This window comes from Streptomyces sp. NPDC051320, assembly GCF_040682175.1.
Classification (GTDB): Bacteria; Actinomycetota; Actinomycetes; order Streptomycetales; family Streptomycetaceae; genus Streptomyces.
The window spans coordinates 12,371-38,161 of record NZ_JBFBAL010000010.1 but is presented as its reverse complement, the minus strand read 5'-3'; the positions used below and the strand labels follow the sequence as shown (position 1 = coordinate 38,161).

Genomic DNA, 25,791 nt, shown 5'->3' with positions numbered 1-25,791 from the left:
GTCGACAAGCGGCGCACGTTCAACGAACACGCCGAACCTCCCGTTTTTCTTTTCACCCTATGTGATCAGCCGTTGCGCTGCCCAACCAGGGTGCTGGCCAGCGAGTATGTGCGTCAACTCCCTGACACGGCAGGGGCGGTGGGAGCGCTCACGTCGAAGTGCTCGGCCCGGGGAGCGGCTTTCATCAGCGCGCTGAGCGCGCGGGCCTTCGCCGCGCCGAACTCACTGCTTCCCCAAACCACCGTGCGACCGCCCGTCAGCCGCAGGGAGATTGAGTCATATGAACGGACTTGGACGAGGAGGGTGTCATCGGCCACCGCGGACGGAAGCTCCCCGGCCACCTTCACCGCTTCCAGACGTAGCCCGTCTACGCCGAAACGACGCAGGCTCGGCGACTGTTCAGGGGTCAATTCCAGTACCGGAACCCGTTGGGGAGCACTCTCCACGGTGGCGAAACGGACTCCCTTCGCGTCCACTTCGGTGAACTTACCGCCCGACTTCATGAGCAGCACCGGCTTTCGCTCGGTCACTTTCAGGTTGATGCCGTGCGGCCATGAACGGGTGACATCCACCGAGTCGATACGCGGCAATTTCTTCCGAAGACGGTCAGCGATCGCCGCCGTATCGACAGAAATCAGCGGTGCGCCGACCGGTACGGCCGCAACCGACTCCACCTGGTCCCGGGTCAGCACATGCTCCCCCGAGGTCCGCACCCGCTCCAGGCGCAGCCAGGAGGAGCCGTAGAGCAGCCAGACGCCGCCGCCGGTCAGAGCGAGCAGCACGGCGACCACCAGGATCAGCAGCCGCCCTCTGCGGGTCGACCGGCCCGGGCGCCGGGGTTGCGAGGAGCGAGCACGGCCGGAGCCGGCCGATGGCTTGCGTTCGCCGCGCTGGGCGGTCGTCGGTCCGGCCACACTCGCTCCTTAGGGGTCACGCCCGGGTCCTGTCCTAGCGGCGCGCGGCAATCGCCTCGTACACCATGCCGACGAGCAGGTCGTCGGCGTCCCTGCGGCCGAACTCGGCTGCTGCGCGGGACATCTCGAAGAGCCGGTGCGGATCGGCGAGTACCGGCAGGACGTTGCCCTGGACCCACTCGGGGGTCAGCTGGGCGTCGTCCACCAGCAGGCCACCGCCCGCGTTCACCACCGGCTGGGCGTTGAGCCGCTGTTCGCCGTTGCCGATGGGCAACGGGACGTAAGCGGCGGGCAGCCCGACGGCGGAGAGTTCGGCGACGGTCATCGCGCCGGCCCGGCAGAGCATCATGTCGGCCGCGGCGTACGCGAGGTCCATCCGGTCCACATACGGTACCGGGATGTACGGCGGCATTCCGGGCATGTTGTCGACACGCGGCAGTTCGTTCTTGGGTCCGACCACGTGCAGGACCTGGATCCCCGAGCGCTGGAGCACCGGAGCGGCCTGCTGGACCACTTCGTTGAGCCTGCGGGCGCCCTGCGAGCCACCGGAGACCAGCAGGGTCGGCAGATTGGGGTCGAGGCCGAACGCGGCACGCGCCTCGGGACGGACCCTGGCCCGGTCGAGGGTGGCGATGGTGCGGCGCAGCGGAATGCCGATGTAGCGGGCGCCGCGGAGTTTGCTGTCCGGCGTGGAGACCGCCACGGCGGCCGCGTACCGCGAGCCGATCTTGTTGGCAAGGCCGGGACGTGCGTTGGCCTCGTGCACGATGATCGGCACTCCGAGGCGCTTGGCCGCCAGGTAGCCGGGCAGCGCCACGTAGCCGCCGAAGCCGACCACGCAGTCTGCCTTGGTCCGCTCCAGGATCTGTTCGGCCGCCTTGATGGTTCCGCGCAGCCGCCCGGGAACGGTGATCAGCTCCGGGGTGGGCCTGCGGGGCAGAGGGACGGCGGGGATGAGCCCCAACTCGTAACCCCGCTCGGGCACCAGACGCGTCTCAAGGCCGCGTTCCGTGCCGAGGGCCGTGATACCCACGGTCGGGTCCTGCCTGCGCAGGGCATCCGCGAGGGCGAGCGCAGGCTCGATATGGCCGGCGGTCCCCCCACCGGCGAGTACGACATGCACCGAAATTCACCGCTCTCCGGACGGACGCTTCTTGACGCGCCGTCTCATCGACTTCCATCTCACCCGGGGCCTCCGCAGGGCCAGAGCCGTCTTCGCTGCGGGGTCCTGCCGCGCGAAGGCGATCAGCAGCCCCACCGCGAACATGGTCGGCAGCAGCGCCGAACCCCCGTAGGAGAACAGCGGGAGCGGGACACCGGCGATCGGCAGCAGACCGAGCACCGCACCGATATTGATCACGGCTTGCGCCGTGATCCAGGTGGTCACACCTCCCGCTGCGTACCTCACGAAGGGGTCCTCCGTGCGTCCGGCCACGCGGATACCCGCATAGCCTAGAGCCGCGAAGAGGGCGAGTACCGACAGCGTCCCGGCGAGACCCAGTTCCTCACCGGTGACGGCGAAGATGAAGTCGGTGTGCGGCTCCGGTAGTTGGCCCCATTTTTCCACACTTGCGCCGAGGCCGGATCCGAACCATCCACCGGAGGCCAGGGCGTAGATTCCGTGCACCGCCTGCCAGCACTGGTCCTGCGGTCCGGGGTCACTGGCTCCGATGCAGGCCAGTCGGCCCATCCGGTTCGGGCTGGTCTTGATGAGCAGGAAAATCATCACTGCCGCGATACCGAGCACACCGGCGAACATCCGGGTGGGCGCTCCCGCCAGCCACAGCAGTCCGAACAGGATCGCGGTCAGAATGATCGCGGTGCCCATGTCGCCACCGAGCATGATCAGGCCGAGCAGGATGAAAGTCACAGGAACGAGCGGGACCAGCATGTGTTTCCACTGGGTCAGCAGCTTCTTGTCCTGTTTACGCGCGAGCAGGTCGGCGCCCCAGAGGATCAGGGCGAGTTTGCCGAACTCGCTCGGCTGGAGCATGAAGGGACCGCCCAGCGAGATCCAGTTCTGGTTGCCGTTGACCGCCTGCCCTATCCCCGGCACCTGGACCAGCACCATCAGGAAGATGGTCCCGGCGAGGAGCGGGTAGGCGAAGGCCCGGTGCAGCTTCACCGGCATCCGGGTGGCGACGAACAGCAGAATCCCGCCGAGGAACGCGGCGAACAGCTGTTTGCGGAAGAAGTACGACCCCGGCTCGGAGATTTCCAGCGCCTTGATCATCGATGCGGAGTAGACCATGACGAGGCCGAGCACGGTGATCAGGACGCCGGAGCCGGTGATGAGGTAGTAGGCGGTCAGCGGCCGGTCCCAGGCGCTGCGCGCCTGCTCGAACGTCCTGCGCAGTCCGGCGATGCCACGCCCGGCGCGTTGGGGCGCCGGGCTGCGTCCCGAGGCGGCGGGACGACGTGCCGTCCCGGTGCCACCACGCCCGTTGCTGTCCCTGACCGGCATGTCCCTGTCCCCTCCACTCGTGCCCGGCTCTGCCGGGTCCCGGCGCGGGGCCTCGCAGCCGCTCAGTCGGTCTCGGCAGCCAACTCGCGTACCGCGTCGGCGAATGCCTCGCCGCGCTTGTTGTAGTTGGCGAACATGTCCATCGAGGCACAGGCCGGGGCCAGCAGGACGGTGTCCCCGGGCCGGGCGAGACGTGCCGCTTCCCGGACCGCCGCCGACATCGCCCCAGTGTCGGTCCGGTCGAGGTCGACCACCGGGACTTCCGGCGCGTGTCGCGCGAGGGCTTCGGCGATCAGGGCCCGCTCGGCGCCGATCAGTACGACTCCCCGCAGCCGCTTCGCCGCACCGATAACGAGATCATCGAACCGCGCACCCTTGGCAAGGCCTCCCGCAATCCAGACAATCGGATCGTATGCGGCCAGCGAGGCTTCGGCAGCATGGGTGTTGGTGGCCTTGGAGTCGTCGATGAACGTGACGCCCGCTACCTCGTCGACGTGCTCGATCCGGTGCGCGTCGGGACGGAAATCACGCAGTCCGTCGCGGACCGCGGCGGGCTCGACGCCGAAGCCGCGCGCCAGGGCGGCAGCGGCCAGGGCGTTGGCGATGTTGTGCGGAGCGGCCACAGGGGGGCGCGAAGCGCCGGCCGGGGAAGGGTGGCGGGCGGGGGGCCGGCCGATGTCGGTGACCTCGGCCAGTTCCTGGGCCTGCTTGTGGCGGTCCGCCACGAACGCACGGTCCACCAGGATGCCGTCCACGACACCGAGCTGGGACGGCCCGGGGGCGCCGAGGGTGAAGCCGATGGCACGGCAGCCCTCCTCGACGTCGGCTGCACGGACCAGTTCCTCGGTGGCCGGGTCGGCCACGTTGTAGACGCACGCGACGCTGTTGCCTTCGTACACACGGCCCTTGTCGGCCGCGTACGCCGCCAGGGAGCCGTGCCAGTCGAGGTGGTCGGGCGCGATGTTGAGCACCGCCGCGGAGTGCACCCGCAGGCTGGGCGCCCAGTGCAGTTGGTAGCTCGAGAGCTCCACCGCCAGTACGTCGTACGGCTCGTCACCGAGTACCGCGTCGAGCAGTGAGACGCCGATGTTGCCGACCGCCGCGGTACGCAGACCGGCCGCCCGCAGGATCGACGCGAGCATCCGGACCGTGGTGGTCTTGCCGTTGGTGCCGGTGACCGCGAGCCAGGGGGCCGGCTTCCTGCCGTTCAGGTCGCGCAGCTGCCAGGCCAGTTCGACATCGCCCCACACCGGGACGCCCGCGGCGGCCGCGGCACGGAAGAGTGGTTTGTCGGGCCGCCAGCCCGGTGCGGTGACGACCAGTTCGGTGCCCTCCGGCAGCAGAGTGGCGTCGCCGAGGCGCACCGTGACGCCCAGCGCCTCGAGTTCGGCGGCCTGTGCCCGGGAGCGTGCGTCGTCGCCCTCGTTGACGACGGTGACCACCGCGCCGAGCCCGTGCAGGACCCGCGCCGCCGGCAGCCCGGAGACGCCCAGCCCCGCGACGGTGACCCGCTTGTCCTGCCACGTCACTTGTCGGCCGCCCAGCCCGCGTAGAAGAGGCCGAGGCCGACGATCACACACATGCCCTGGATGATCCAGAAGCGGACCACCACAAGGACTTCGGACCACCCCTTGAGTTCGAAGTGGTGTTGCAGCGGTGCCATCTTGAAGACCCGCTTGCGCGTCATCTTGAAGGAGCCGACCTGGATCACCACGGACAGGGTGATCAGCACGAAGAGGCCGCCGAGGATGGCCATCAGGAACTCCGTACGGGAGCAGATGGCCAGACCCGCGAGGGCGCCGCCGAGGGCGAGCGATCCGGTGTCGCCCATGAAGATCTTGGCCGGTGAGGTGTTCCACCACAGGAAGCCGAAGCAGGCGCCCATCAGGGCCGAGGCGACGACCGCCAGGTCCAGCGGGTCTCTCACCTCGAAGCAGGCACTGGGGTTGGTCAGGGTCGCCGCGTTCGCGCAGGACTCCTGGAACTGCCAGACGCCGATGAAGGTGTAGGCGCCGAAGACCATCACCGAGGCGCCGGTGGCCAGACCGTCGAGGCCGTCGGTGAGGTTCACGCCGTTCGACATCGCCAGGATCATGAAAAGAGCCCAGACGACGAAGATCACCGGGCCGAGCGTCCAGCCGAAGTCCGTGACGAACGACAGCTTGGTGGAGGCCGGAGCGTTGCCGTGGATGTCCTTGAACTGCATGGCCAGCACGGCGAAGGCGATGCCGACGATCAGCTGGCCGGCCATCTTCGCCTTCGCCCGCAGACCCAGCGAACGCTGTTTTACGATCTTGATGTAGTCGTCGAGGAACCCGACCAGACCCATCCCCGTCATCAGGAACAGCACCAGCACCCCGGAGAACGTCAGCGGGGCGCCGGTGATCGCCTTGGTGGCGAAGTACGCGATGATCGTGGCCAGGATGAAGGCGATCCCACCCATGGTCGGGGTGCCGCGCTTGCCGTGGTGGCCGCGTGGTCCGTCGTCCCGGATGAACTGTCCGTAACCCTTGTGGGCCAGCAGCTTGATCAGCAGTGGCGTGCCGACCAGGGTCAGGAAGAGTCCGATGACTCCCGAGAAGAGAATCTGCTTCATCGGGCGGCGACCTCGCCCTCGGTGCCGGTCCCGGTGCCACAGTCGAGCAGCGCGTCCGCGACCTGCTCCAACCCCACCGACCTGGACGCCTTCACCAGCACGACGTCTCCCTCCCGCAGTTCCCTGCGCAACAGGTCGACGGCCGCCTCTGCGTCGGACACGTGCACCGACTCCTCACCCCACGAACCCTCGTTATAGGCGCCCAGCTGCAGCCAGGACGCTTCCCTGCCCCCGACTGCCACGAGCTTGCTCACGTTGAGCCGGACGGCAAGCCGCCCGACCGCGTCGTGCTCGGCGAACGACTCGTCACCGAGCTCGGCCATCTGGCCGAGCACCGCCCACGTGCGTCCCCCTCGGGCCCGTGAGGCTTCGCCCATCGCGGCCAGTGCACGCAGCGCGGCTCGCATGGATTCAGGGTTCGCGTTGTAGGCGTCGTTGACGACCGTCACGCCGTCCGGACGCTCGGTGACCTCCATGCGCCAGCGGGACAGCGTGCCCGCTTCGGAGAGCGCCAGTGCGATCTCGTCCACGGACATGCCCTGCTCATGCGCGACGGCGGCTGCGGCGAGCGCGTTCGACACGTGGTGCTCACCGTACAGGCGCAAGGTCACATCGCTGCACCCGGTGGGTGTGCGCAGCGTGAAAGCGGGCTGTCCGGTAGCTGTGAGTCGGACATTCTCGGCGCGCACGTCCGCTTCGTCCGACTCTCCGAAGAGCAGCACCCGCGCCTTGGTGCGTGACGTCATCGCGCGTACCAGCGGATCGTCGGCGTTGAGCACGGCGACACCGGACTCCGGGAGCGACTCGACCATTTCGCCCTTGGCCTGGGCGATCTGCTCGCGGCCGCCGAACTCCCCGATGTGCGCGGTCCCGACATTCAGTACGAGTCCGGTCTTCGGCGGTACGAGTTCGGTGAGGTAACGGATGTCGCCGATGTACCGTGCGCCCATTTCGAGCACCAGGTACCGGGTGTCCCGCTCCGCGCGCAGTGCGGTGAGCGGCAGACCGATCTCGTTGTTGAGGTTGCCCGCCGGGTAGACCGTCGGGCCCTTGCGCTGCAGGAGTTGGGCGATCAGGTCCTTGGTGGACGTCTTGCCGGCCGAGCCGGTGAGGGCGACGACTTCGGTGCCGAGACGCTCGACGACGCTACGGGCCAGTGCGCCGAGGGCGACGGTGACGTCATCCACCACGATCGCGGGGGCGCCGATCCGGCGGGTGGCGAGCACGGCCACCGCGCCCGCGGCCACCGCACGCTGTGCGAAGTCGTGGCCGTCGGCGTGTTCACCGGCGAAGGCGACGAAGAGGCCGCCCGGCTGCACGGCACGGGAGTCGGTGACGACCGGGCCGGTGACCTGGACGGCGGGATCCGGTATGTCGTACGTATGCCCGCCGACGATTTCGGCGATCTCGGCGAGGGAGAGGGTGATCACTTGGTCATCCCTGACTGTTGTTCTCGATGGCCGCGCGCTCGATGGCCGCGCGCAGAACCTGGCGGTCGTCGAAGGGGCGTACCACTCCGGCGATGTCCTGACCCTGCTCATGGCCCTTGCCGGCGACCAGCACGGTGTCGCCGGGCCGGGCCCTGGCCACGGCTGCCCGGATGGCGCCGGCCCGGTCGGAGTCGATCAGGACGTCGCCGCGCTCGTGCACCGGCACCTCGGCGGCGCCCGCGACCATGGTGGCGAGGATCGCGAGCGGGTCCTCGGAGCGGGGGTTGTCGGAGGTCAGGACGGCGGTGTCGGCGAGCCGCGCGGCGGCCGCTCCCATCGGGCCCCGTTTGGTCCGGTCCCGGTCACCGCCGCAGCCGAGGACGATGTGCAGCCTGCCCTCGGTGACCTTGCGCAGGGCACGCAGCACCGATTCGACGGCGTCGGTCTTGTGCGCGTAGTCGACGACGGCCAGATACGGCTGGCCCGCGTCCACCCGTTCCAGGCGGCCGGGTACGCCGGGTACGGCGGCGATACCGTCGGCGGCGGTCTGCGGGTCGACCCCGGCGACGGCGAGGGTGACGATCGCGGCCAGGGTGTTGGCGACGTTGAAGGGTCCGGGCAGCGGTGAGGTGGCCGCGATGCGCTCGCCCTTGGGGCCGACCACGGTGAACGTGCTGGTGAAGCGCAAGACGTCGACGTTCTCGGCCCGCCAGTCGGCGTCCGGGTGTCCCTCCGCGGAGAAGGTGGTCACCGGCACGGTGGCCTGGTCGACGAGCCTGCGCCCGTACTCGTCGTCGAGGTTGACGACCGCGAGCCTGCTGCGCTCCGGGGTGAACAGCCGCGCCTTCGCCTGGAAGTAGTCCTCCATGTCGGAGTGGAATTCCATGTGCTCGGGGCTGAGGTTGCTGAAGACGGCGACGTCGAAGACACAACCGTCGACCCGGCCGAGCACCAGGGCGTGGCTGGACACCTCCATGGCGACCGAGTCGACGCCGCGTTCGCGCATCACCGCGAAGAGCGCCTGGAGGTCGGTGGCTTCGGGGGTGGTGCGCTCGGACTTGATGCGTTCGTCACCGATCCGCATCTCCACCGTGCCGATGAGACCGCTGAGATGCCCCGCGGCCCGGATACCGCCCTCGACCAGATAGGCGGTGGTGGTTTTGCCCGAGGTGCCGGTGATGCCGATCTGGAGCAGCTCGCGGCCGGGATGGCCGTAGATCTCGGCGGCCAGTTCGCCCATCAGGGACCGGGGGTCGTCGGCGGTGAGCACCGGCAGGCCGGTCGCCGCGGCGCGTTCGGTGCCGGTCGGGTCGGTCAGTACGGCGGCGGCTCCGAGGCCGGCCGCCTGCACGACGAAGTCGGCGCCGTGGAAGCGGGCGCCGGGCAGGGCCGCGTACAGGTCTCCGGGGCGGACCGCCCTGGAGTCGTGGGTGATGCCGGTGACCTCACCGGCGCCCGGGGACGCGATACCCAGTTGTCGTGCCAGTTCCGCCAAGGCGGTCGGCCGTACCTCGGCCGGACGGGGCGCTCCGGGGTAGGTCACAGAGGCGTCCTTCTGGGTGGTTTGGGACTGATCAGCTTGTGGCACGGCGGTGAGCGTACCGGGCTCACCGGGCTTGTCGCGAAGTGAGGGGTGCGGAGCGTTTCGGTTCCCCGGGTCGCTGGTGATGGTCGTCACTGATGGTTCCTGGATGACTCGTGGTGGCCCCTCGCGGGGCCACTCGAAGGATCACTGTTCGGGATCGAAGGTGACCGGCAGGGGGGCGGCCTTCTTGCCGGTCGGCGGCACCTGGAGCGACTTGAGGGCGAACTCCATGACCTTCTTGTAGATGGGGCCGCAGATCGAGCCGCCGAAGTAGGGCCCGCTCGTCGGGTTCTGGATGGCGCAGTAGACCGTGACCCGCGGGTTGTCGGCCGGCGCGAAGCCCGCGAACGAGGCGGTGTAACCGCGGTAGCGACCCGTTCTGGGATCCACCCGGTTGGCCGTCCCGGTCTTGCCCGCGACCCGGTAGCCAGGGATACGGGCGGAGACTCCGGTGCCTTCCTCGTCGCCGACCACGGACTCCAGCATGCGGGAGACCGTCTTCGCCGTCTTCTCGCTCACCACCCGGGTCCTGCTGGGCTCGGGCGCGGGGTCGAAACGGCCGTCGGGGCCCTTGGTGCCGCGGATCAGGGAGGGTTCGACCCGGACGCCGCCGTTGCCGATCGTGGAGTAGATCGACGCGGCCTGCAGGGCGTTGAGCGAGAGGCCCTGGCCGAACGGGATGGTGTACTGCTGGGAGGTCGACCAGTCCTGCGGCTTGGCGAGAATGCCGGGGGTCTCACCGGGGAAGCCGACGCCGCTGGGGCGCCCGATACCGAATTTGCGCAGGTACGAGTAGAGGACCTTGTTGGCCTCCGGCTGGGTCTTCCCCAGCTGTCCGGCGGCCAGGATCGTGCCGATGTTGCTGGACTTGGCCAGTACGCCGTTGAGCGTCAGGGACCAGGTGTCGTGGTCGATGTCGTCGTGGAACAGCCGGTCACCGCGGTGCAGCCGGTTGGGTACGGTCACGTGGGTAGCGGGGGTGGCCACCCCCTCCTCGATGACGGCGGACATCGACATGACCTTGCTGGTGGAACCCGGTTCGAAGGCGTCCTGGAGCGCGGCGTTGCCCAGGTCGGCCGGGTTCGCGTGGCGGAGGTCGTTGGGGTCGAAGCCGGGGGCATCGGCCATGGCGAGGACCTCGCCGGTCCTGGTGTCCTGCACCACCACGTAGCCGCGGTCGGCCTTGGACTTCTTCACCTGGGCCGAGATGGCGCTCTGCGCGGCCCACTGGATGTCCCGGTCCAGGGTGAGCTGGACGTCCGAACCCGCGACGGCGGGGACCTCGCTCCGGCCCGCGGTGGGCACCTGACGGCCGCCGGACTGGGCGTAGGTGATCTTGCCGTTCCGGCCGGCCAACTCCTTGTTCAGGGAGGACTCGAGGCCGCCCGCACCCTTGCCCGCGGCATTGACCCAGCCGAGTACCCCGGCGGCGAGGTCGCCGTTCGGGTACACCCGTTTGGTGGTCGGCTCGTGGAAGACCCCGGCCAGCACGTTGGCGCCCTTCTTGGCGCTGGCCTTCTGCAGCAGCACGCTCTGCAGGTCCTTGATCTGGTTCCAGACCTGGGGGGTCTGCCTGCGCGCCAGCAGCACGTAGCGGGTCCGGGGGGTGGCGAGCTTCTTGGCGAGGGTGTCGGCGTCCACGCCGAGGATCGGTGCGAGGAGCGCGCCCGCCTGTTGGGGGGCGTCCGCCACGTGGGTCTGCTTCCGGGTGAACATCGTGGGGTCGGCGGTGATGTCGTAGGCATCGACACTGGCGGCGAGCGCGACACCGCTGCGGTCGGTGATCTCACCGCGGTCCGCGGTCAGTGTGTGGCTGAGATAGCGGTTCTTGTCCGCCTTGGTCGCGTAGGCGCTCGCGTCGACGGCCTGCACCTGGAGCAGCCGTACGACGAAGATCCCCATCACCACGGTCAGACAGAGGCTGATGAGCCGCAGCCTCGGGCGCGGGCTGCCGAGTCGCAGCGTCCGGGTGCTCCTTCTCGGCGGGGCCGGCCGGCGTCGCACCGGGCGCGCCGGTGCTGCCGGCCTCGCCGAGCGCGCGGGGACCGGTACTCGGCGGCGCGGTGGTTCCTTGGACGGCACTGCGTCACCTGCCGGGGGTCGGGGTGGGCTCTGTTGTCGGATCGGCCGGGGCGGGCGATGCGGGGGTCGCCGACGCGCCGTTCGCAGCCGCCCCCTGCGGGGTCACGGGCGGGTCGGCGCCGGGCGTCACGTCCGGTGTCCCGGCCGGTGTTTCGGTCGGTGTCCCGGGCGCGGTGTTGGGCAGGCTCGCGTCCGGTGTCGCGGCGGGTTCGGACGCCGGTACGAACGCCCGGGCGGGCTCCGCGGTGACCTCTGCGGGGACGCCCCGGACCGTACCGTCCGGATTGAGGAAGACCGGACCACCGCCCGGCACCATGCCGAGTTCACCGGCGCGTTTCGCCAGGGCGCCGGGCGCCGAGCGGTCGTCGACATCCCGCTGCAGCGCCTGCTCCTCGTCGGTGAGCTCGGTGTTCCGCTTCTCGTACTTGCTCAGCTGGAAGGACCCCGCGTTGAGCGCGGAGTTCAGCATCAGCAGGCCGATCAGACCGCCACCGAGCAGCAGCACGACCAGGAGGACGAAAGGTGTCCGGGCCGCTCTGCTCGGTCGGGCGGGCAGCAGCCTGGCCAGCCGGGCGGCGCGGCCTTTCAGCTCACTGGCCGGTTTGCTCACGGGGCCTCCTCGCGAATCCGCTGCGCACCCCGCAGCCGTGCGGGGGCCGCACGCCGGTTCTCCGCGACCTCCTCCTCCGTCGGGAGTTCCGCGCCGCGGGTGAGCAGCTTCAGCCGTGGCTGGTAGCGCTCGGGCACGACCGGCAGGCCGGCCGGCGCCGTGTTGGCGGCCCCGGCGGCGAAGACCTGCTTGACCAGGCGGTCCTCGAGCGAGTGGTACGAGAGGACGGCGATACGGCCGCCCACCGCCAGCGAGGCCACCGCGGCGGGGATCGCCCGCTCCAGCACGGTGAGCTCGCCGTTGACCTCGATCCGCAGCGCCTGGAAGGTGCGTTTGGCCGGGTTTCCGCCGGTCCGCTTGGCGGCCTGCGGCAGGGAGTCACGGATCAGCTCGACCAGCCGGGCGCTGTTGGTGAAGGGCTCCTTCTCTCGCTCCCGCACCACGGCCGACACAATGCGCTTGGCCTGCTTCTCCTCGCCGTACGCCCGGAGGATCCGGACGAGTTCGCCGGGCGGATAGGTGTTGAGCACCTCGGCGGCGCCGACACCGGTCGTCTGGTCCATGCGCATGTCGAGCGGAGCATCCTGCGCGTACGCGAACCCGCGGTCCGCCTCGTCCAGTTGCATCGAGGAGACACCGAGGTCGAAGAGGACTCCCTGGACCCGCGGGATCGCCAGGCGGTCGAGGACGTCGGGCAGTTCGTCGTAGACCGCGTGCACCAGCGTGACCCGGTCGCCGAAGCGTGCCAGCCGCTCACCGGAGAGCCGCAGCGCCTCCTTGTCCCGGTCGAGCGCGACAAGCCGGGCCGCGGGGAAGGTGGAAAGCAGTGCCTCGCTGTGACCGCCGAGGCCGAGGGTGCAGTCGACGACGACCGCGCCGGGCTGGGCGAGCGCCGGGGCCAACAGGTCCAGGCATCGCTGGAGCATCACCGGGACATGTCGGGACTGGCTCATGCGCCCTCTCAGTTACGGCGCGATCGCACGTACTGCCGGGTCCCCGCCCGCTCGGAAGGGGACGGTCCACCGGCGCCGGAAGGGGCGTCGGCCGGCCGACGAGCGGGAGAGGGCCGAGCCGTACGTACACCGCGCATGCGGGGGTGTGCGAAGCGTGGCGGACTACGTCCATGAGCACGGCATGTCCACGAGCACGACATGAATGCGACATGCAGGCCACACGGACTGCGCGGGGACGCATCGCCGCGCCTCCCACTCCGCGTCACTTTAGTCCACCGATCCCGCCGGTCAATCAACCGCCCAGCGCGCCGCCGGACCGGCTTTTCACTCGGACTGATTACCGGATGACAGTCTGTGGTTTAGCTCACAGCAACCACGGATGGGGGTAATTTTTCGGCCCCCGGGCGGGACTGATCGATCAGCGCCGGTTACCGTCATAAACATGTCGACTCCTGCGCACCGCTCCGCAGAGCCCGCCCCGTCGCAGCCGCACCTCGCCGTCAATGACGGCGGTACGGTCACCGACCGACTGGTTGAGGCCAATCAACGCTATGCCGACAAGTTCGACGACGCCGGCCGGGATGCCCGTCCGGCCCTGCGCGTCGCCTTGGTCACCTGTATGGACGCCCGCCTGGATCTGCAGGCCGCCCTCGGTCTCGAGGTCGGTGACTGCCATACGCTCCGCAACGCGGGCGGGGTGGTGACCGACGACGTCATCCGTTCACTCACCGTCAGCCAGCGCGCCCTCGGCACGCGTAGCGTCGTCCTCATCCACCACACCAGCTGCGGCCAGCAGACGATCACCGAGGACTTCCGGCAGCAACTGGAGGCAGAGGTCGGCCAGAAGCCGGCCTGGGCCGTGGAGTCCTTCAGCGACGCGGACCAGGACGTGCGCCAGTCGATGCAGCGGGTCAGGACCTCTCCGTTCCTGCTGCACACCGACGATGTCCGCGGCTTTGTCCTCGACGTGCAGACGGGACTGCTGCGGGAGATCGACGCGGCCGTCTGAGGCCCGGCCGGCCGGGACCGCGCCCTCCGGGACCCTCATCCGAGCAGTCGGAGCGGCGCAAAAAACACGGCAAGCCGCGACATATCCCGTCCACTTGTCCACAGTCGAGTGACACGAAGCGGTAACGGCAACCAGAATGCAGGGGTGACACCTCGTCCGGTCCACCGGGCGGGGCGTCCGCTGTTCGGGGTGGGCCGGGGCCGTGTGTCATGCCCCCGGCCCGTTATGTGGGGTATCCCGTGCTCCGCAAGAGCTGGAATGGGCCGAGGAGGGCCGGGTGACGACCTATGACGATCGAGCGAGCCATGGGGGTGCCCCCGCGCGAGCGAATCCGAGCGTGGGGGACGATCTGACCACCACAGCGGAGCGGATCCGCCGGTCGGTGGAGGGTGTGATCGAGGGCAAGCCCGAGGTCGTACGGCTTTCGCTGACCGTGCTGCTCGCCGAGGGTCACCTGCTCATCGAAGATGTTCCCGGCGTGGGCAAGACCATGCTGGCCAAGGCGCTGGCACGCTCCATCGACTGCTCGGTACGACGCATCCAGTTCACGCCCGACCTGTTGCCCTCGGACATCACCGGCGTGTCGATCTTCGACCAGCAGCGCCGCGACTTCGAGTTCAAACCGGGCGCGATCTTCGCGCAGATCGTGATCGGCGACGAGATCAACCGCGCGTCGCCGAAGACCCAGTCGGCGCTGCTCGAATCGATGGAGGAGCGCCAGGTCACCATCGACGGGCAGACCTATGAACTGCCCAGCCCCTTCATGGTGGTGGCCACCCAGAACCCGGTGGAGATGGAGGGCACCTACCCGCTGCCCGAAGCCCAGCGGGACCGGTTCATGGCGCGGGTCTCCATCGGCTATCCCAGCCCCGAGGCCGAGCTGCAGATGCTCGACGTGCACGGCGGGGTCTCCCCGCTGGACGACCTGCAGCCGGTGGCGCACGCCCACGAGATCGTGAAACTGATCGACGCGGTCCGCTCGGTCCATGTCGCCGACCCCGTCCGGCGCTACGCGGTCGAGCTGGTCTCGGCCACCCGTCACCACCCCGACCTCAGACTCGGCGCCTCACCGCGCGCGACCCTGCACCTGCTGCGCGCCGCGAAAGCCTCGGCGGCGCTGAGCGGGCGCGAGTACGCCCTGCCCGACGATGTGCAGGCGCTGGCCGTCGCGGTGCTGGCGCACCGGCTGCTGCCCACCGCGCAGGCCCAGCTGAACCGGCGTACCGCCGAGCAGGTCGTCCAGGACATCCTGCAGCGCACCGCGGTGCCCGCCGCCCAGGCGGCCACCGACGGCGGCTACCCGGCCACTCGGCAGTCCCCGCCGCCGGGTACCCCGGCGTACCGGCAGCAGCAGCCGGGCACCCGGCGGCTGTGATGGCCGCCGGCGGCGGGTCCCCGCACGCGGTCGAGGAGGAGCAGGCCGGTCTGCGGACCGCACTGTCCGGGCTGACCACACGCGGGCGTTCGTTCCTCGCCGCCGGTATCGCTGCCGCGGTGTGCGCGTATGCCCTGGGGCAGCCGGACCTGCTGAGGGTCGGCCTGCTGCTCGCCGTGCTGCCGCCGGCGTGCGCGATGGTGCTCCATCGGACGCGCTACCGGGTGGCCGGCAGCAGGCGGCTCTCCCCGGCCCGGGTACCGGCGGGCTCCGAGGCCCGGGTCCATCTGCGGATGGACAACGTCTCGCGACTGCCCACCGGCCTGCTGATGCTCCAGGACCGGGTGCCGTACGTACTCGGGCCGCGGCCCCGGTTCGTGCTGGACCGGGTGGAGGCGGGCGGGCGGCGTGAGGTGTCCTACCGGGTCCGGTCCGACCTGCGCGGGCGCTACCCGCTGGGTCCGCTCCAGCTCCGGCTGGCCGATCCGTTCGGGATGTGCGAACTGACCCGGTCCTTCAGCACCCAGGACACCTTGACCGTCGTCCCCAGGACCGAGCCGCTGCCGCCGGTGCGGCTGACCGGTGCGGCCTCGGGGCACGGCGACGGGCGGCAGCGGTCGCCGGCGCTGGCCGGCGAGGACGATGTGATACCGCGCGGCTACCGGCACGGCGACGACCTGCGCCGGGTGCACTGGCGCTCGACCGCGCGGTACGGCGAGCTCATGGTGCGCCGCGAGGAGCAGCCGCAGCGGGCCCGCTGCACGGTGCTGCTCGACACCCGGGGCGGCGCCTACCAGGGGGCGGGCCCCGACTCGGCCTTCGAGTGGGCCGTCTCGGGAGCGGCGTCCGCGCTGGTCCATGTGCTCGAGCGGGGCTTCTCGGTGCGACTGCTCACGGACACCGGCAGTTCGGTGCCGGCCGACAGCTCGGGGGGGTTCGCCGGGGCGACCCAGGAGTCCGCGGACTCGGCCGGCCTGATGATGGAGACGCTGGCCGTCCTGGAGCACTCCGACGAGGAAGGGCTCTCGCGTGCGTACGACGTGCTGCGCGGCGGGAACGAAGGCCTGCTGATCGCCTTCTTCGGCGACCTGGACGACGAGCAGGCCGCGGTGGCGGCCCGTATGCGGCAGCGCAGCGGCGTGGCCGTCGCCTTCGTGCTGAACAGCGAGGCATGGGCGCAGAGCGGCGCGATGGACCGTGCCGGGCACCGGCTGCAGCTGCTGCGGGACGCGGGCTGGACCGCGCTGGAGGCCCGGCCGGGTGTGCCGCTGGCCGAGCTGTGGCGCCGGGCGGGCCAGGAGCGCACCGCGACGGCGTCCGCCGTGTGGCACGGCGGCACCGGCTCCACCGTCGCCGGGGCCTCGGGGGGATGGTCATGAGCGGCCGCACGAGACTGGCGCTGTGCGCCTTCACCGCGACGATGCTGGCGGCCGCGGCCCTGCTGCCGCTGGTCGACCCGGTGTCCTGGATCGTGCAGGCGGCTGTGCTGCTGGCGATCCAGAGCGGGGTCGGGGCACTCGCCCGGCGGGTACCGCTGGCACGGCCGCTGACGGTACTGGCCCAGGTGGTGACGGCATTCCTGCTGCTCACCATGGTCTTCGCCCGAAGCTCGGCCATCGTCGGTATCCTGCCGGACGCCGATGTCATCGTGCGCTTCGGGCAGTTGCTGCGGCAGGGCACCGAGGACGTCGGGCAGTACGCCATACCGGCCCCGGCGACCGCGAGTCTGCGACTGATGCTGATCGGCGGGGTGCTGCTGATCGGCCTGCTGGTGGACGCGCTCGCCGTGACCTTCCGCAGCGCGGCCCCTGCCGGGCTGCCGCTGTTGGCGCTCTACTCCGTCGCGGCCGGCATCGCGCGCAGCAGCGCGGCCTGGCTCTGGTTCGTTCTGGCCGCATCGGGTTATCTGCTGCTTCTCCTCGCCGAGAGCAGGGACCGGCTCTCGCAGTGGGGACGGGTCTTCGGTGGTGCGCCACGGGCCGGCGGCCGGAACGCCTCCGGGTTCGAGGTCGGCGGCACTCCGAGGGCCACGGTCCGCACCGGCCGGCGCATCGGCGCGGTCGCGCTGGGCTTCGCCCTGGTTGTCCCCGCGGCGCTGCCTGCCCTGGACACCGGGCTGCTCGGGAGTACGGGGGCGGGCACCGGCACCGGTGGTGGCGGCACCATCTCGGCGGTGAACCCACTGGTCTCGCTGCAGAACAGCCTCACCCAGTCGGACGACCGTGAGGTGATGCGGTATCGCACCAACGCGACCGCCACCGACGGCCTCTACCTGCGGATCGTCTCGCTCGACCAGTTCGACGGCACCGCGTGGAAGTCGTCGGAGCGGCGGATCGAGGACGTGCCGGCCGAACTGCCTCAGCCGCCGGGGCTGAGCCCCGACGTCGACCGGACCGAGATCCGCACCAACATCTCGGCCGCCGGATGGTACGCCCAGAACTGGCTGCCGATGCCCTATCCGGCCACGAAGGTGAGCATCAAGGGACGGTGGCGCTTCGAGCCGGCCGGGCGGACGCTGGTGGGCGACCGCGGACAGACCACCCGCGGTGCGCAGTACGGCGTGAACAGTCTGCTGGTGCAGCCGACCGCGGCTCAACTGGCCGCGGCCCCGGCTCCCCCGGAGAACCTGCAGAACGAATACACGAAGGTGCCGGGCTCGCTGCCCGATGTGGTGAAGTCGACCGCGGAGCAGGTGACGGCCGGCGCGGCGAACGACTACGAGCGCGCGGTCAAGTTGCAGGACTGGTTCGCTTCGGACGGCGGCTTCACCTATGACACCCAGGTGGAGTCGGGTACCGGATCCGCTGCGATCGCCCGCTTCCTGAAGCAGAGGCAGGGCTTCTGCGTCCACTTCGCCTTCACCATGGCGGCGATGGCCAGGACGCTGCATATCCCGGCCCGGGTGGCGGTCGGCTTCACCCCGGGCACCATGCAGCAGGACGGCACCATGTCGGTGGGGCTGCGCGATGCGCATGCCTGGCCCGAGCTCTACTTCGCAGGTGTGGGCTGGACGCGTTTCGAGCCCACCCCGACACGTGGGTCGGTGCCCACGTACACCCAGGCCGACACGTCGCCCGACAGTCCGACGACTCCGGCGCAGCCGGAGGGCACCGCGTCGGCCGCGCCGGTCACGACGCCGTCGGCGACGGCGGACTGCCCGCCGGAGCTGCGCAAGCTGAACGACTGCGGGGGTGGCGCGCAGCGGAACGGTGGCGCCGTCGCCGCCCCGGCCTCATCGCCGGCCCCGGCGATCGCCGCGGCTGCGGTGGCGGCCCTGCTGGTCCTGCTGCTGGTGCTGCCGCTGCTGTGGCGGGTCAGGGTCCGGGCGCGGCGGCTGGGATCCGGGGGGCGTACTCCGACGGACGGCGCCCATCGGACGCTGGCAGCGTGGCGTGAGATCACCGACTCGGCGTGGGACTACGGCATCGAGCCCGATGCCTCCCGGACCCCGCGGAAGGCGGCGGAACGGATCGTACGGATCGGTTCGCTGACCGGGTCGGCCGCCGATGCGGTGCACCGGACGGCGGGTGCCGTCGAGCGGGTGCTGTACGCGCCGGAGCCCGGCGAGCCGAGCAGCCTCGCCGAGGATGTTCACCGGGTCCGTGCAGGCCTGCGGGCCGGTGCGGGGAGGGTCGTGCGGATCCGGGCGGTGATCGCTCCGCGTTCGGCCGTTCGGGTGCGGTGGGGGCTGTCCCGGCGCTGGAACGCGGCCGCGGACCGGCTGAAGGGGTGCCTCGCGGGGCTGGACCGCCGGTGGTCGGCTCTGCGGCGGCCGTCGCGGCAGGGCGGCTGAGCAATCGGCGGCCGCCCGGCGCGAGTTCGGGCCGGCCACGGCTTGCCGTCGGGAAACGGGTGAGGGGCGACCGCCTCGAAGGCGGTCGCCCCTCACCCGTACGTTCAGCCGGTTGTCATCCTGCTGGGCCGCTGAACCGTGGAGGCTGTGAGCTGTGGGGCTCAGCGCCCTTGTTCGTCGCCGTCGCGGCGGCGCTGCCACCGTGCTTCGATCCGGTTCATCATCGAGCGATGTTTCCTGGGCTGCCTCGCCGCCACCTGTCCGGTGGCCTGTTGCTGCTCACCGGGCTTCGGCGCTTTCCGCCACCCGGTGATCGCGAGCACTGCGCAGCCGAGCATGACGAGGAACCCCACCACGCTGACCCAGATCTGCTGGGCGACCATTCCCGCCATGAGGAGCGCGATACCCACCAGAAAGCCAGCGACCGCCTGGTAAACCCGTCGCCGGGTGTACGTACGCAGCCCGCTTCCCTCGAGCGCTGTCGCGAACTTGGGATCTTCGGCGTACAGCGCTCGCTCCATCTGCTCGAGCATGCGCTGCTCGTGCTCCGAGAGCGGCACGGAGTCCTCCTACTCGTCGGTCGCGGGGGGCGACCGTGATGCGGCCCTTTCAGAATAGGCAGGGAATCGCCCCCGTGAAACCCGCCCTCTACGCCAATTCACCATCCGGGCCGCCACGCGGAACAGCTACCGAGGCGCGCATGCCCCGACGGCCGAACCGTCATGCCGGATGGTTACCCCGATCATACGGGGACTAGCCCCCGATCGGGGGGCCAGTAGCCCAGTACGTACGTCACTGCGTTGCTGATCAGCCCTGCTTCTCGCCCAGCACGTGCAGCTGGGTGGCGACCGCGTGGAAAGCGGGCAGCTCCGCGGCCGCCGCCTCGAGCTGCAGCAGCGCGTCGAGGGCACCGGGCTCCGTGTCGACCAGCGCGCCCGGTACGAGGTCGGCGAAGACCCGCACGCCGTGCACCGCACCGACATCCACACCGGCCGCCGCGACCAGCCCGGTGAGCTGTTCCGCGGTGAACCGCCGGGGCACCGGGTCGCCTTCGCCCCAGCGTCCTGCCGGGTCGGTCAGTGCCTGTCGTGCTTCGGCGAAGTGCCCGGCCAGCGCCCTGGCCAGCACGGCTCCGCCGAGGCCGGCCGCGAGAAGACTGAGCGCACCGGACGGGCGGAGCGCGTCGACCGCGTTCCTGACTCCCTCGGCGGGGTCCTCGACGTATTCGAGCACCCCGTGACAGAGCACCGCGTCGTATCCCGCGCGCTGCACGACGTCGAAGAGTCCGAGCACATCGCCCTGCACGCCGCGCACCTGATCGGCGACGCCTGCCTCTGCGGCCCTGCGCTCCAGACCGAAGAGCGCGTTGGGGCTGGGGTCGACCACGGTGACCCGGTGGCCCAGGCGAGCGACGGGCACCGCGAAGTTACCGGTGCCGCCCCCGGTGTCGAGAACGTCCAGGGTGTCCCGTCCGGTCGCCTTGACCCGGCGCTCGAGGGCGTCCTTGAGTACGTCCCACACCACGGCGGTTCGAAGGGAGGCGCGGGGGCGCAGCTGGTCCGGCACGGCGGTTGACTCCTCGGCGCGGGGCCACCGCCCACGGTGCGACGCGGGCAGCGGCTGAGACACGTGAACAGGGACGTGCCTCCCACCTTATTGCCTCCCGGACCGCCGCCGGTCACCCCGCGTGAGCCGTTGCCCCGGTCACCCCGCCTTCGGGTGCTCCGCCCTGGGTTGCGGAAGCACCGGCTGGAGCACGAGCAGCCGCTCGACGAGGCGCAGGAACATGGCCGCGTCCCGCAGCAGGTCGTCGGCGTCCCGGTGGCCGGCCGCGCCCGGTATGCCGGCCTCTGCCCTGGCCCTGCGGCGGGCCCCGGAAGCGAAGAGCGCGCTCCACTCGGCGAGCTCCGGGGCGATCTCGGTGAGGACTTCCCAGGCGCTGCGGATGCGCTGTCTGCGGCGCGGCACGGTGTCGGGGCAGCCACGGACGGCGAGCACCGCGGCGGCGGTCCGCAGCGCCGCGAGGTGGGCCGTGGCATAGCGTTCGTTCGGCGTCTCCAGAACGGCTGCCTCGTCGAGCCCGGTACGGGCCTGAGCGAGCAGATCCAGCGCTGCGGGCGGAGCGGTGGTGCGGCGCAGGACGGGGTGGATGTCGCCCGCCGAGCCGCTGGACGTGGGGGCAGGGGCGGTGACACGGTGCCGGCGCGCGGCTGAGGCGTTCGAGCTGGCCATGACGAACCTCCTGTCGTGATGTGACGGCGCGGTGGCCGTATGTGTCCACTGTGCGACACACCACTGACAATCGGCGCTGACCTGCGCTTTTGCGGAGCGGACCGACGAAAACGGACCGACGGAAATGAAAGGGCGAAACCGAAGAGGAGCAAACGAAGACGAGCCGTCCCGGCAGGCCATGGCGTGCTGGGCCTGCCGGAACGGCGCGTACTCCGTACTCCCCCGGTGTACTCCCCCGTACATCCCCGTACTGGGCAGGAGAGCCCGCCGTTCCGCAGCCCCGTGTCGGCGGTACCGGCGGTGCGCCCCTTCCGTGTCCCACACTCTGCCGTCCGTGCAGGTGGCGGCCCATCCGCGCAATTACTCATCTCGCCCGGTGAGTACGGGTACTCAGAGACCGGCGCTGTCCGTCCACACCGATAAAGTGCCTGTCATGGCACAGATTGCGGTGATCGGAGCCGGCACCGGCGCCCTGGCGGCTGCCGCCCGACTGGCCGCGGCGGGCCACCGGGTGACGGTGTTCGAACGCTCGTCGACGTACGGCGGAGCGGTGGGCCGGTTCGAGCGGGACGGGTTCGCCTTCGACACCGGGCCGGGACTCCTCCATCTTCCCGCCGTCCACCGCGACTTGTTCGTCAAGACGGGCCGTGAGCCGCTGGAACAGTGCGTCGAGCTGGTCCAGGTGGACCCCGCGAGCCGCCATCTCTTCGCCGACGGCACGGACGTGCTGTTGCCGAACGCCTCGCGCGCCGGGGTGGTCGATGCGCTGGAAGCCGCGCTGGGCGGCGGCGCCGGGCCGCGTTGGGGCGCGTTCCTGGACCGCGCACGGGACACCTGGGACCGGACCAGGCGCCCGCTCCTGGAGGAACCGCTCCCGGCGGACACCGCGCCGCTGAGCCGCGACCCGTACCCGGCGCTCCGGACCGGGCTGCTGCGGCGCACCGCGACCACGCTCGGCGAGGTGGCCGGCCGGGAGCTGCGTGACGCGCGGCTGGCGGCACTGCTGGGGAGCTACGCGCTGTCCTACGGTTTCGACCCGGTGAACGCGCCGGCATCGGCGGCCGTACTGCCCTACATGGAGCAGACCTTCGGGAGTTGGTACGTACGCGGCGGGATGCGCGCGCTGGCCGACGCCATGTACCGGCGGTGCCTGGCGCGGAAGGTCGAGTTCGTGTTCTCCGCCGAGGTGATCGCGGTGCGGGAGAAGGACGGCATGGCGTGCGGCGTCGAGCTGGCCGACGGACGGCGGATCGACGCGGAACAGGTGATCGCGGGCGCGCCGGTTCCCGCGGTTCCGCTCCCGCATCGCAGGACGGACACCGGTACCGGACGGGTCGTGGTGTGTCTTGCGCTGCGTGGCGGTCGGCCGGACGGTGCGGTGCACCGCACCGTCGTCCACCGCGCGGACCGCGATCTGCCGATGGTGACGGTGCTGCGCCCGGATGATCCGGCGCTGGTCCCCGACCGGGACCACGAGTCGGTCACGCTGACGGTCACGGTGCCGGTGGCGGACTGGACCGGCGTGGCCGCCTCCCGGGCCGCGGGGCCGGCGGAGGTCTTCGCCGACCGCGTCGTGGCGGCGGCCGAGGCGGCCCTGCCCGGACTGGGCGGGCGGACGCTGTGGCGGGAGGTGCGGACCCCGGCCGACACCCTGCGGGAGACCGGCAGCGCCACGGTGCCCGGCCCGGCTCTGGCCGGTGCGGGCGGAGAACTGCTGCCGGTCCCCAATCGGTCGTCGCTGCCCGGCCTGTTCCTGGTGGGCGGCTGGGCGCACCCGGGAGGCGGGTTCGCCCACGCCGGGATGTCCGGTGCGCTGGCCGCCGGGCTGATCGTGGAGGGCGACGGCTTCCGCGGCTCCCAGTGAACTCGCGCGTCGCGCGGCGTCAGTAGCGGTACTGCTGCTCGCTGTAGCCGTTGTCGTACCCGGGAGTGCCGCCGTTGGGCTGCGGCTCGTACGCGGGCTGTTCGGGCGTGCCGTACGGCGGCTGTTCGGTCTCCCGCTGCTGCGGGACCCACACCCCGCCGGGCGGGGTGTCGGTGGTGTACTGCCCGGCGTACGGGTCGGCGTACTGCTGCTGGCCGCCGTAGGAGGCGTCGTACTGTCCTGAGCCGACGTACGGGTCCGAGTAGGGGGCGTACTGCTGCTGTCCGTTGCCGTAGTCGTACTGCCCGGTGTTCTGCTGCTGGTTCTGGTCGTAGCCGTTGGTGTCGTAGGCGCCGTACTGCGCGGCCGTGCCGTAGGCGGTGTCGCTGTATATCCCGTACTGGCCGGTGTCGTCCGGCATGGGCTGCGGGGCGTAGACGGCGGTGGAGTCCGATGCCATGGCGCCGGCCGGCTCGTAGGCGGGCCGGTCGTAGGCGTTCGGGTCGTAGGCGTTCGGGTCGTAGGCGCTGGAGTCAAAACCGTTCGCGTCGAAGCCGTTGCCGTCGGAGTTGTTCGGCTCGTAGCCGCCCTGGCTGTACGCCGGCTGCTCGTACTCGCCCGGCTGGGGGCCGGGTTGCTCGTAGGCGCTCTCGCCCTGTCCGGCGCCCGCGCCGGGCGATGTCTCCTCGTCCGGTGCGCCGGAACCGTATGCGAGATCCGTCACCTCCAGGACCGGCTCCCTGGCCGCGCCCTCGGTGGCGCGCTTGCGCCGTCGGCTCGCCCCCGGCGAGCCGCCCAGGGCCCAGCCCGTCGAGAAGCCGCGCCGGAAGGACAGCGTCACGTAGGTCTGGCCGACCGCGAAGGCGAGAGCGCCCGCCACGATCACCGGCACCGAGTGCAGCAGCACCCCGGCGACCACACCGAGGAAGCCGGTGAAGGCGAGCATGCGCCAGCGGAGCCGCGCCTTGTACTGCAGCAGCACCTCGCCCAGCAACCACAGCGCGACGAACCCGAAGCCGACATAGAGGACCGTCCAGCCCATGTACGCCCCTCTCGTACGGCCGCCGCCCTGGGGGTGGGAGCGGGTGTGGCCGGTCAGGACTGCTTGTGCAGCCCAAGGTTCTCGAAGATCTCGAGGGTCGCCGTGGAGTTGTTCAGCGTGATGAAGTGCATCCCCGGGACACCCTCGGAGAGCAGACTCGCACAGAACTCCGTAGCGAACTCGATGCCAATGGAGCGTACAGCGACCGGGTCGTCCTTGACCGCGAGGATCCGTTCTTTCAGCTCCGGCGGGAACTGCGCGGTGCTCAGCTGCGGAAGCCTCTCGAGCATTTTGACACTGGTGACGGGCATGACTTCGGGGATGATCGGGGTGTCGCAGCCGGCTGCGGCCACCCGGTCACGCATCCGCAGGTAGTTCGCCGGGTCGAAGAACATCTGGGTGATGGCGAAATCGGCACCGGCCCGGCACTTGTCGACGAAGTGCCGGATGTCGCTGTCCCAGTCGTCCGAGCGAGGGTGCATCTCCGGGAAGGCGGCGACGCCCACGCAGAAGTCACCGGACTCCCTGATCAGCCGGACCAGGTCGGCGGCATAGGTCACGCCTTCCGGATGCTTGATCCACTCACCCATCGGGTCGCCGGGCGGATCTCCTCGGACGGCGAGGATGTTACGGATCCCGGCGTCGGCGTACTGGCCGATGATGTTGCGCAGTTCGGCGACGGAATGATCGACCGCGGTGAGATGTGCGACCGGGGTGAGGGTGGTGTTCGAGGTGATCTGCTCGGTGGCCCGCACCGTGCCGGCCCGCGACGAGCCGCCGGCGCCGTAGGTCACCGAGACGAAACTGGGCGCCACCGCCTCGACCCGGCGCAGCGCGTTCCAGAGGTTGCGCTCGCCCTTCTCGGTTTTGGGCGCCCAGAACTCGAACGAGTACGACGTCTTGCCGGTCGCGAGCATGTCGCGCACGGTCCGTGCGTGATCGGTTCTGGTGGACGAAGTGCCGAGGGCCATACGGGCAGGTTAGTCAGGGCTTGCCACTCCCCCAACCAAGCCGGGGTTATTTGGCCGAATTGCCGGTTACTTGTCCACCCCTCGGACACTCTCGGACGGTCCCGCGTCACTCCGCTCGCGGATCCGCTTCGCGAGATCGGCGGAGGCTGCCGCCGGGTCGTCGGCCTGGGTTATCGCCCGGACGACCACCACCCGGCGTGCGCCCGCGTCCAGCACCTCGTCGAGGTTGCCCGCGTCGATCCCGCCGATCGCGAACCAGGGGCGCTCGGTGGTGAGCGCTGCCGCGTACCGCACCAGGTCGAGCCCGGGGGCGTGCCGGCCCGGCTTGGTCGGGGTCGGCCAGCAAGGACCGGTACAGAAGTAGTCCACGCCCACCTCGGCGGCTGCGGCGTCCACCTCGGACCGGGCGTGCGTGGAGCGGCCGATCAGCACGTCCTGGCCCAGCAACCGGCGGGCCGCCGGGACCGGGAGGTCGCCCTGGCCGAGGTGGAGTACGTCGGAGGCGATGGCGTGCGCGACATCGGCGCGGTCGTTCACCGCGAGCAGGGCGCCGTGCCTGCGGCAGGCGTCGGCGAAGACCTCGAGGTGTTCCAGTTCCTCGGCGGCTTCCATGCCCTTGTCACGCAACTGGACGATGTCCACGCCGTATGCCAGGACGGCGTCGAGGAACTCCGGGAGATCGCCCTGCCGCTTACGGGCGTCCGTGCACAGGTACAGCCGGGCATCGGACAGCGGTGCTGGTGCGGTGGACATCGGATGTTCCCCCCGGTCGTTGGTGCGAGCGTGCGGTGGTGCGGTGGTGCGTGCTGATCGGTGCATGCGGTGCACGGCGCCGGAGCGCCGGCGTCGTGCACCGCGAGGCGTTCGGACT

General features: G+C 70.7%; 21 protein-coding genes. 5 read left to right on the top strand and 16 right to left on the bottom strand.

The annotated features are described in order from the left end of the window. Positions 1 to 113: 113 nt before the first annotated feature. The 10 genes from AB0M87_RS22180 to rsmH all read right to left on the bottom strand — a co-directional run bounded on the left by AB0M87_RS22180 (position 114) and on the right by rsmH (position 12,634). Positions 114 to 914 (bottom strand): FtsQ-type POTRA domain-containing protein, encoded by an 801-nt coding sequence (locus tag AB0M87_RS22180; protein WP_365855497.1) that lies wholly within the window; start codon positions 912 to 914, stop codon positions 114 to 116. 34 nt (positions 915 to 948) lie between these two features. Further along, positions 949 to 2,037: an undecaprenyldiphospho-muramoylpentapeptide beta-N-acetylglucosaminyltransferase gene (murG, locus tag AB0M87_RS22175; RefSeq protein WP_365855495.1), complete on the bottom strand. Its 1,089-nt coding sequence runs from the start codon at positions 2,035 to 2,037 to the stop codon at positions 949 to 951. Positions 2,038 to 2,043: 6 nt separating this feature from the next. Further along, complete coding sequence (ftsW, locus tag AB0M87_RS22170; protein WP_365855493.1) at positions 2,044 to 3,378, bottom strand: putative lipid II flippase FtsW; 1,335 nt, start codon at positions 3,376 to 3,378, stop codon at positions 2,044 to 2,046. Between the two features lie 62 nt (positions 3,379 to 3,440). Continuing rightward, positions 3,441 to 4,907: a UDP-N-acetylmuramoyl-L-alanine--D-glutamate ligase gene (gene murD / locus AB0M87_RS22165; RefSeq protein WP_365855491.1), complete on the bottom strand. Its 1,467-nt coding sequence runs from the start codon at positions 4,905 to 4,907 to the stop codon at positions 3,441 to 3,443. Continuing rightward, positions 4,904 to 5,974 carry a phospho-N-acetylmuramoyl-pentapeptide-transferase gene (gene mraY / locus AB0M87_RS22160; RefSeq protein ID WP_365855489.1) on the bottom strand — a complete coding sequence of 357 codons (1,071 nt, stop codon included), beginning with the start codon at positions 5,972 to 5,974 and terminating at the stop codon, positions 4,904 to 4,906. The genes murD and mraY overlap by 4 nt, the downstream gene beginning before the upstream one ends. Continuing rightward, complete coding sequence (gene murF, locus AB0M87_RS22155; RefSeq protein WP_365855487.1) at positions 5,971 to 7,404, bottom strand: UDP-N-acetylmuramoyl-tripeptide--D-alanyl-D-alanine ligase; 1,434 nt, start codon at positions 7,402 to 7,404, stop codon at positions 5,971 to 5,973. Before murF ends, mraY begins: the two co-directional genes overlap by 4 nt. Positions 7,405 to 7,408: 4 nt before the next feature. Beyond that, positions 7,409 to 9,082 carry a UDP-N-acetylmuramoyl-L-alanyl-D-glutamate--2,6-diaminopimelate ligase gene (locus tag AB0M87_RS22150; RefSeq protein ID WP_365855485.1) on the bottom strand — a complete coding sequence of 558 codons (1,674 nt, stop codon included), beginning with the start codon at positions 9,080 to 9,082 and terminating at the stop codon, positions 7,409 to 7,411. Between the two features lie 51 nt (positions 9,083 to 9,133). Beyond that, entirely contained in the window at positions 9,134 to 11,071 is a 1,938-nt protein-coding gene (locus tag AB0M87_RS22145) for a penicillin-binding protein 2 (protein WP_365855483.1), read from the bottom strand. Between the two features lie 4 nt (positions 11,072 to 11,075). Then, a complete protein-coding gene (locus AB0M87_RS22140; RefSeq protein ID WP_365855481.1) occupies positions 11,076 to 11,681 on the bottom strand; it encodes a hypothetical protein in 606 nt (201 codons plus the stop codon). Further along, on the bottom strand, positions 11,678 to 12,634 hold the full coding sequence (gene rsmH / locus AB0M87_RS22135) for a 16S rRNA (cytosine(1402)-N(4))-methyltransferase RsmH (protein ID WP_365855479.1): 957 nt from the start codon (positions 12,632 to 12,634) through the stop codon (positions 11,678 to 11,680). Before rsmH ends, AB0M87_RS22140 begins: the two co-directional genes overlap by 4 nt. Before the next feature lie 442 nt (positions 12,635 to 13,076). On the opposite strand from rsmH, the gene AB0M87_RS22130 reads away from it, so the two are divergent. From AB0M87_RS22130 to AB0M87_RS22115, 4 genes are all read left to right on the top strand, one after another. Next, positions 13,077 to 13,643 (top strand): carbonic anhydrase, encoded by a 567-nt coding sequence (locus AB0M87_RS22130; RefSeq protein ID WP_365855477.1) that lies wholly within the window; start codon positions 13,077 to 13,079, stop codon positions 13,641 to 13,643. 337 nt (positions 13,644 to 13,980) lie between these two features. Further along, positions 13,981 to 15,018, top strand: a complete 1,038-nt coding sequence (locus tag AB0M87_RS22125) for a MoxR family ATPase (protein WP_365855475.1) — start codon at positions 13,981 to 13,983, stop codon at positions 15,016 to 15,018. Beyond that, positions 15,018 to 16,397, top strand: a complete 1,380-nt coding sequence (locus AB0M87_RS22120) for a DUF58 domain-containing protein (protein ID WP_365855473.1) — start codon at positions 15,018 to 15,020, stop codon at positions 16,395 to 16,397. The genes AB0M87_RS22125 and AB0M87_RS22120 overlap by 1 nt, the downstream gene beginning before the upstream one ends. After that, positions 16,394 to 18,811, top strand: a complete 2,418-nt coding sequence (locus AB0M87_RS22115; protein ID WP_365855471.1) for a DUF3488 and transglutaminase-like domain-containing protein — start codon at positions 16,394 to 16,396, stop codon at positions 18,809 to 18,811. Before AB0M87_RS22120 ends, AB0M87_RS22115 begins: the two co-directional genes overlap by 4 nt. A gap of 161 nt (positions 18,812 to 18,972) precedes the next feature. Here AB0M87_RS22115 and AB0M87_RS22110 read toward each other — a convergent pair whose 3' ends face one another. The 3 genes from AB0M87_RS22110 to AB0M87_RS22100 all read right to left on the bottom strand — a co-directional run bounded on the left by AB0M87_RS22110 (position 18,973) and on the right by AB0M87_RS22100 (position 21,043). Then, complete coding sequence (locus AB0M87_RS22110; protein ID WP_365855469.1) at positions 18,973 to 19,371, bottom strand: DUF3040 domain-containing protein; 399 nt, start codon at positions 19,369 to 19,371, stop codon at positions 18,973 to 18,975. Positions 19,372 to 19,618: 247 nt separating this feature from the next. Beyond that, complete coding sequence (locus AB0M87_RS22105; RefSeq protein ID WP_365855467.1) at positions 19,619 to 20,377, bottom strand: methyltransferase; 759 nt, start codon at positions 20,375 to 20,377, stop codon at positions 19,619 to 19,621. A gap of 138 nt (positions 20,378 to 20,515) precedes the next feature. Beyond that, positions 20,516 to 21,043, bottom strand: a complete 528-nt coding sequence (locus tag AB0M87_RS22100; RefSeq protein ID WP_365855465.1) for an SAV_6107 family HEPN domain-containing protein — start codon at positions 21,041 to 21,043, stop codon at positions 20,516 to 20,518. A gap of 433 nt (positions 21,044 to 21,476) precedes the next feature. Between AB0M87_RS22100 and AB0M87_RS22095 the strand changes: the two genes are divergently transcribed. After that, positions 21,477 to 22,907, top strand: a complete 1,431-nt coding sequence (locus tag AB0M87_RS22095) for an NAD(P)/FAD-dependent oxidoreductase (RefSeq protein ID WP_365855463.1) — start codon at positions 21,477 to 21,479, stop codon at positions 22,905 to 22,907. A 19-nt stretch (positions 22,908 to 22,926) separates the two neighbouring features. Here the strand turns inward: AB0M87_RS22095 and AB0M87_RS22090 are convergent, their stop codons facing one another. From AB0M87_RS22090 to thiE, 3 genes are all read right to left on the bottom strand, one after another. After that, positions 22,927 to 23,949 carry a hypothetical protein gene (locus AB0M87_RS22090; protein WP_365855461.1) on the bottom strand — a complete coding sequence of 341 codons (1,023 nt, stop codon included), beginning with the start codon at positions 23,947 to 23,949 and terminating at the stop codon, positions 22,927 to 22,929. 53 nt (positions 23,950 to 24,002) lie between these two features. After that, complete coding sequence (metF, locus tag AB0M87_RS22085) at positions 24,003 to 24,920, bottom strand: methylenetetrahydrofolate reductase [NAD(P)H] (protein WP_365855459.1); 918 nt, start codon at positions 24,918 to 24,920, stop codon at positions 24,003 to 24,005. Between the two features lie 66 nt (positions 24,921 to 24,986). Further along, positions 24,987 to 25,673, bottom strand: coding sequence for a thiamine phosphate synthase (gene thiE, locus AB0M87_RS22080; protein ID WP_365855457.1), 687 nt, complete (start codon positions 25,671 to 25,673; stop codon positions 24,987 to 24,989). Positions 25,674 to 25,791: the final 118 nt, after the last annotated feature.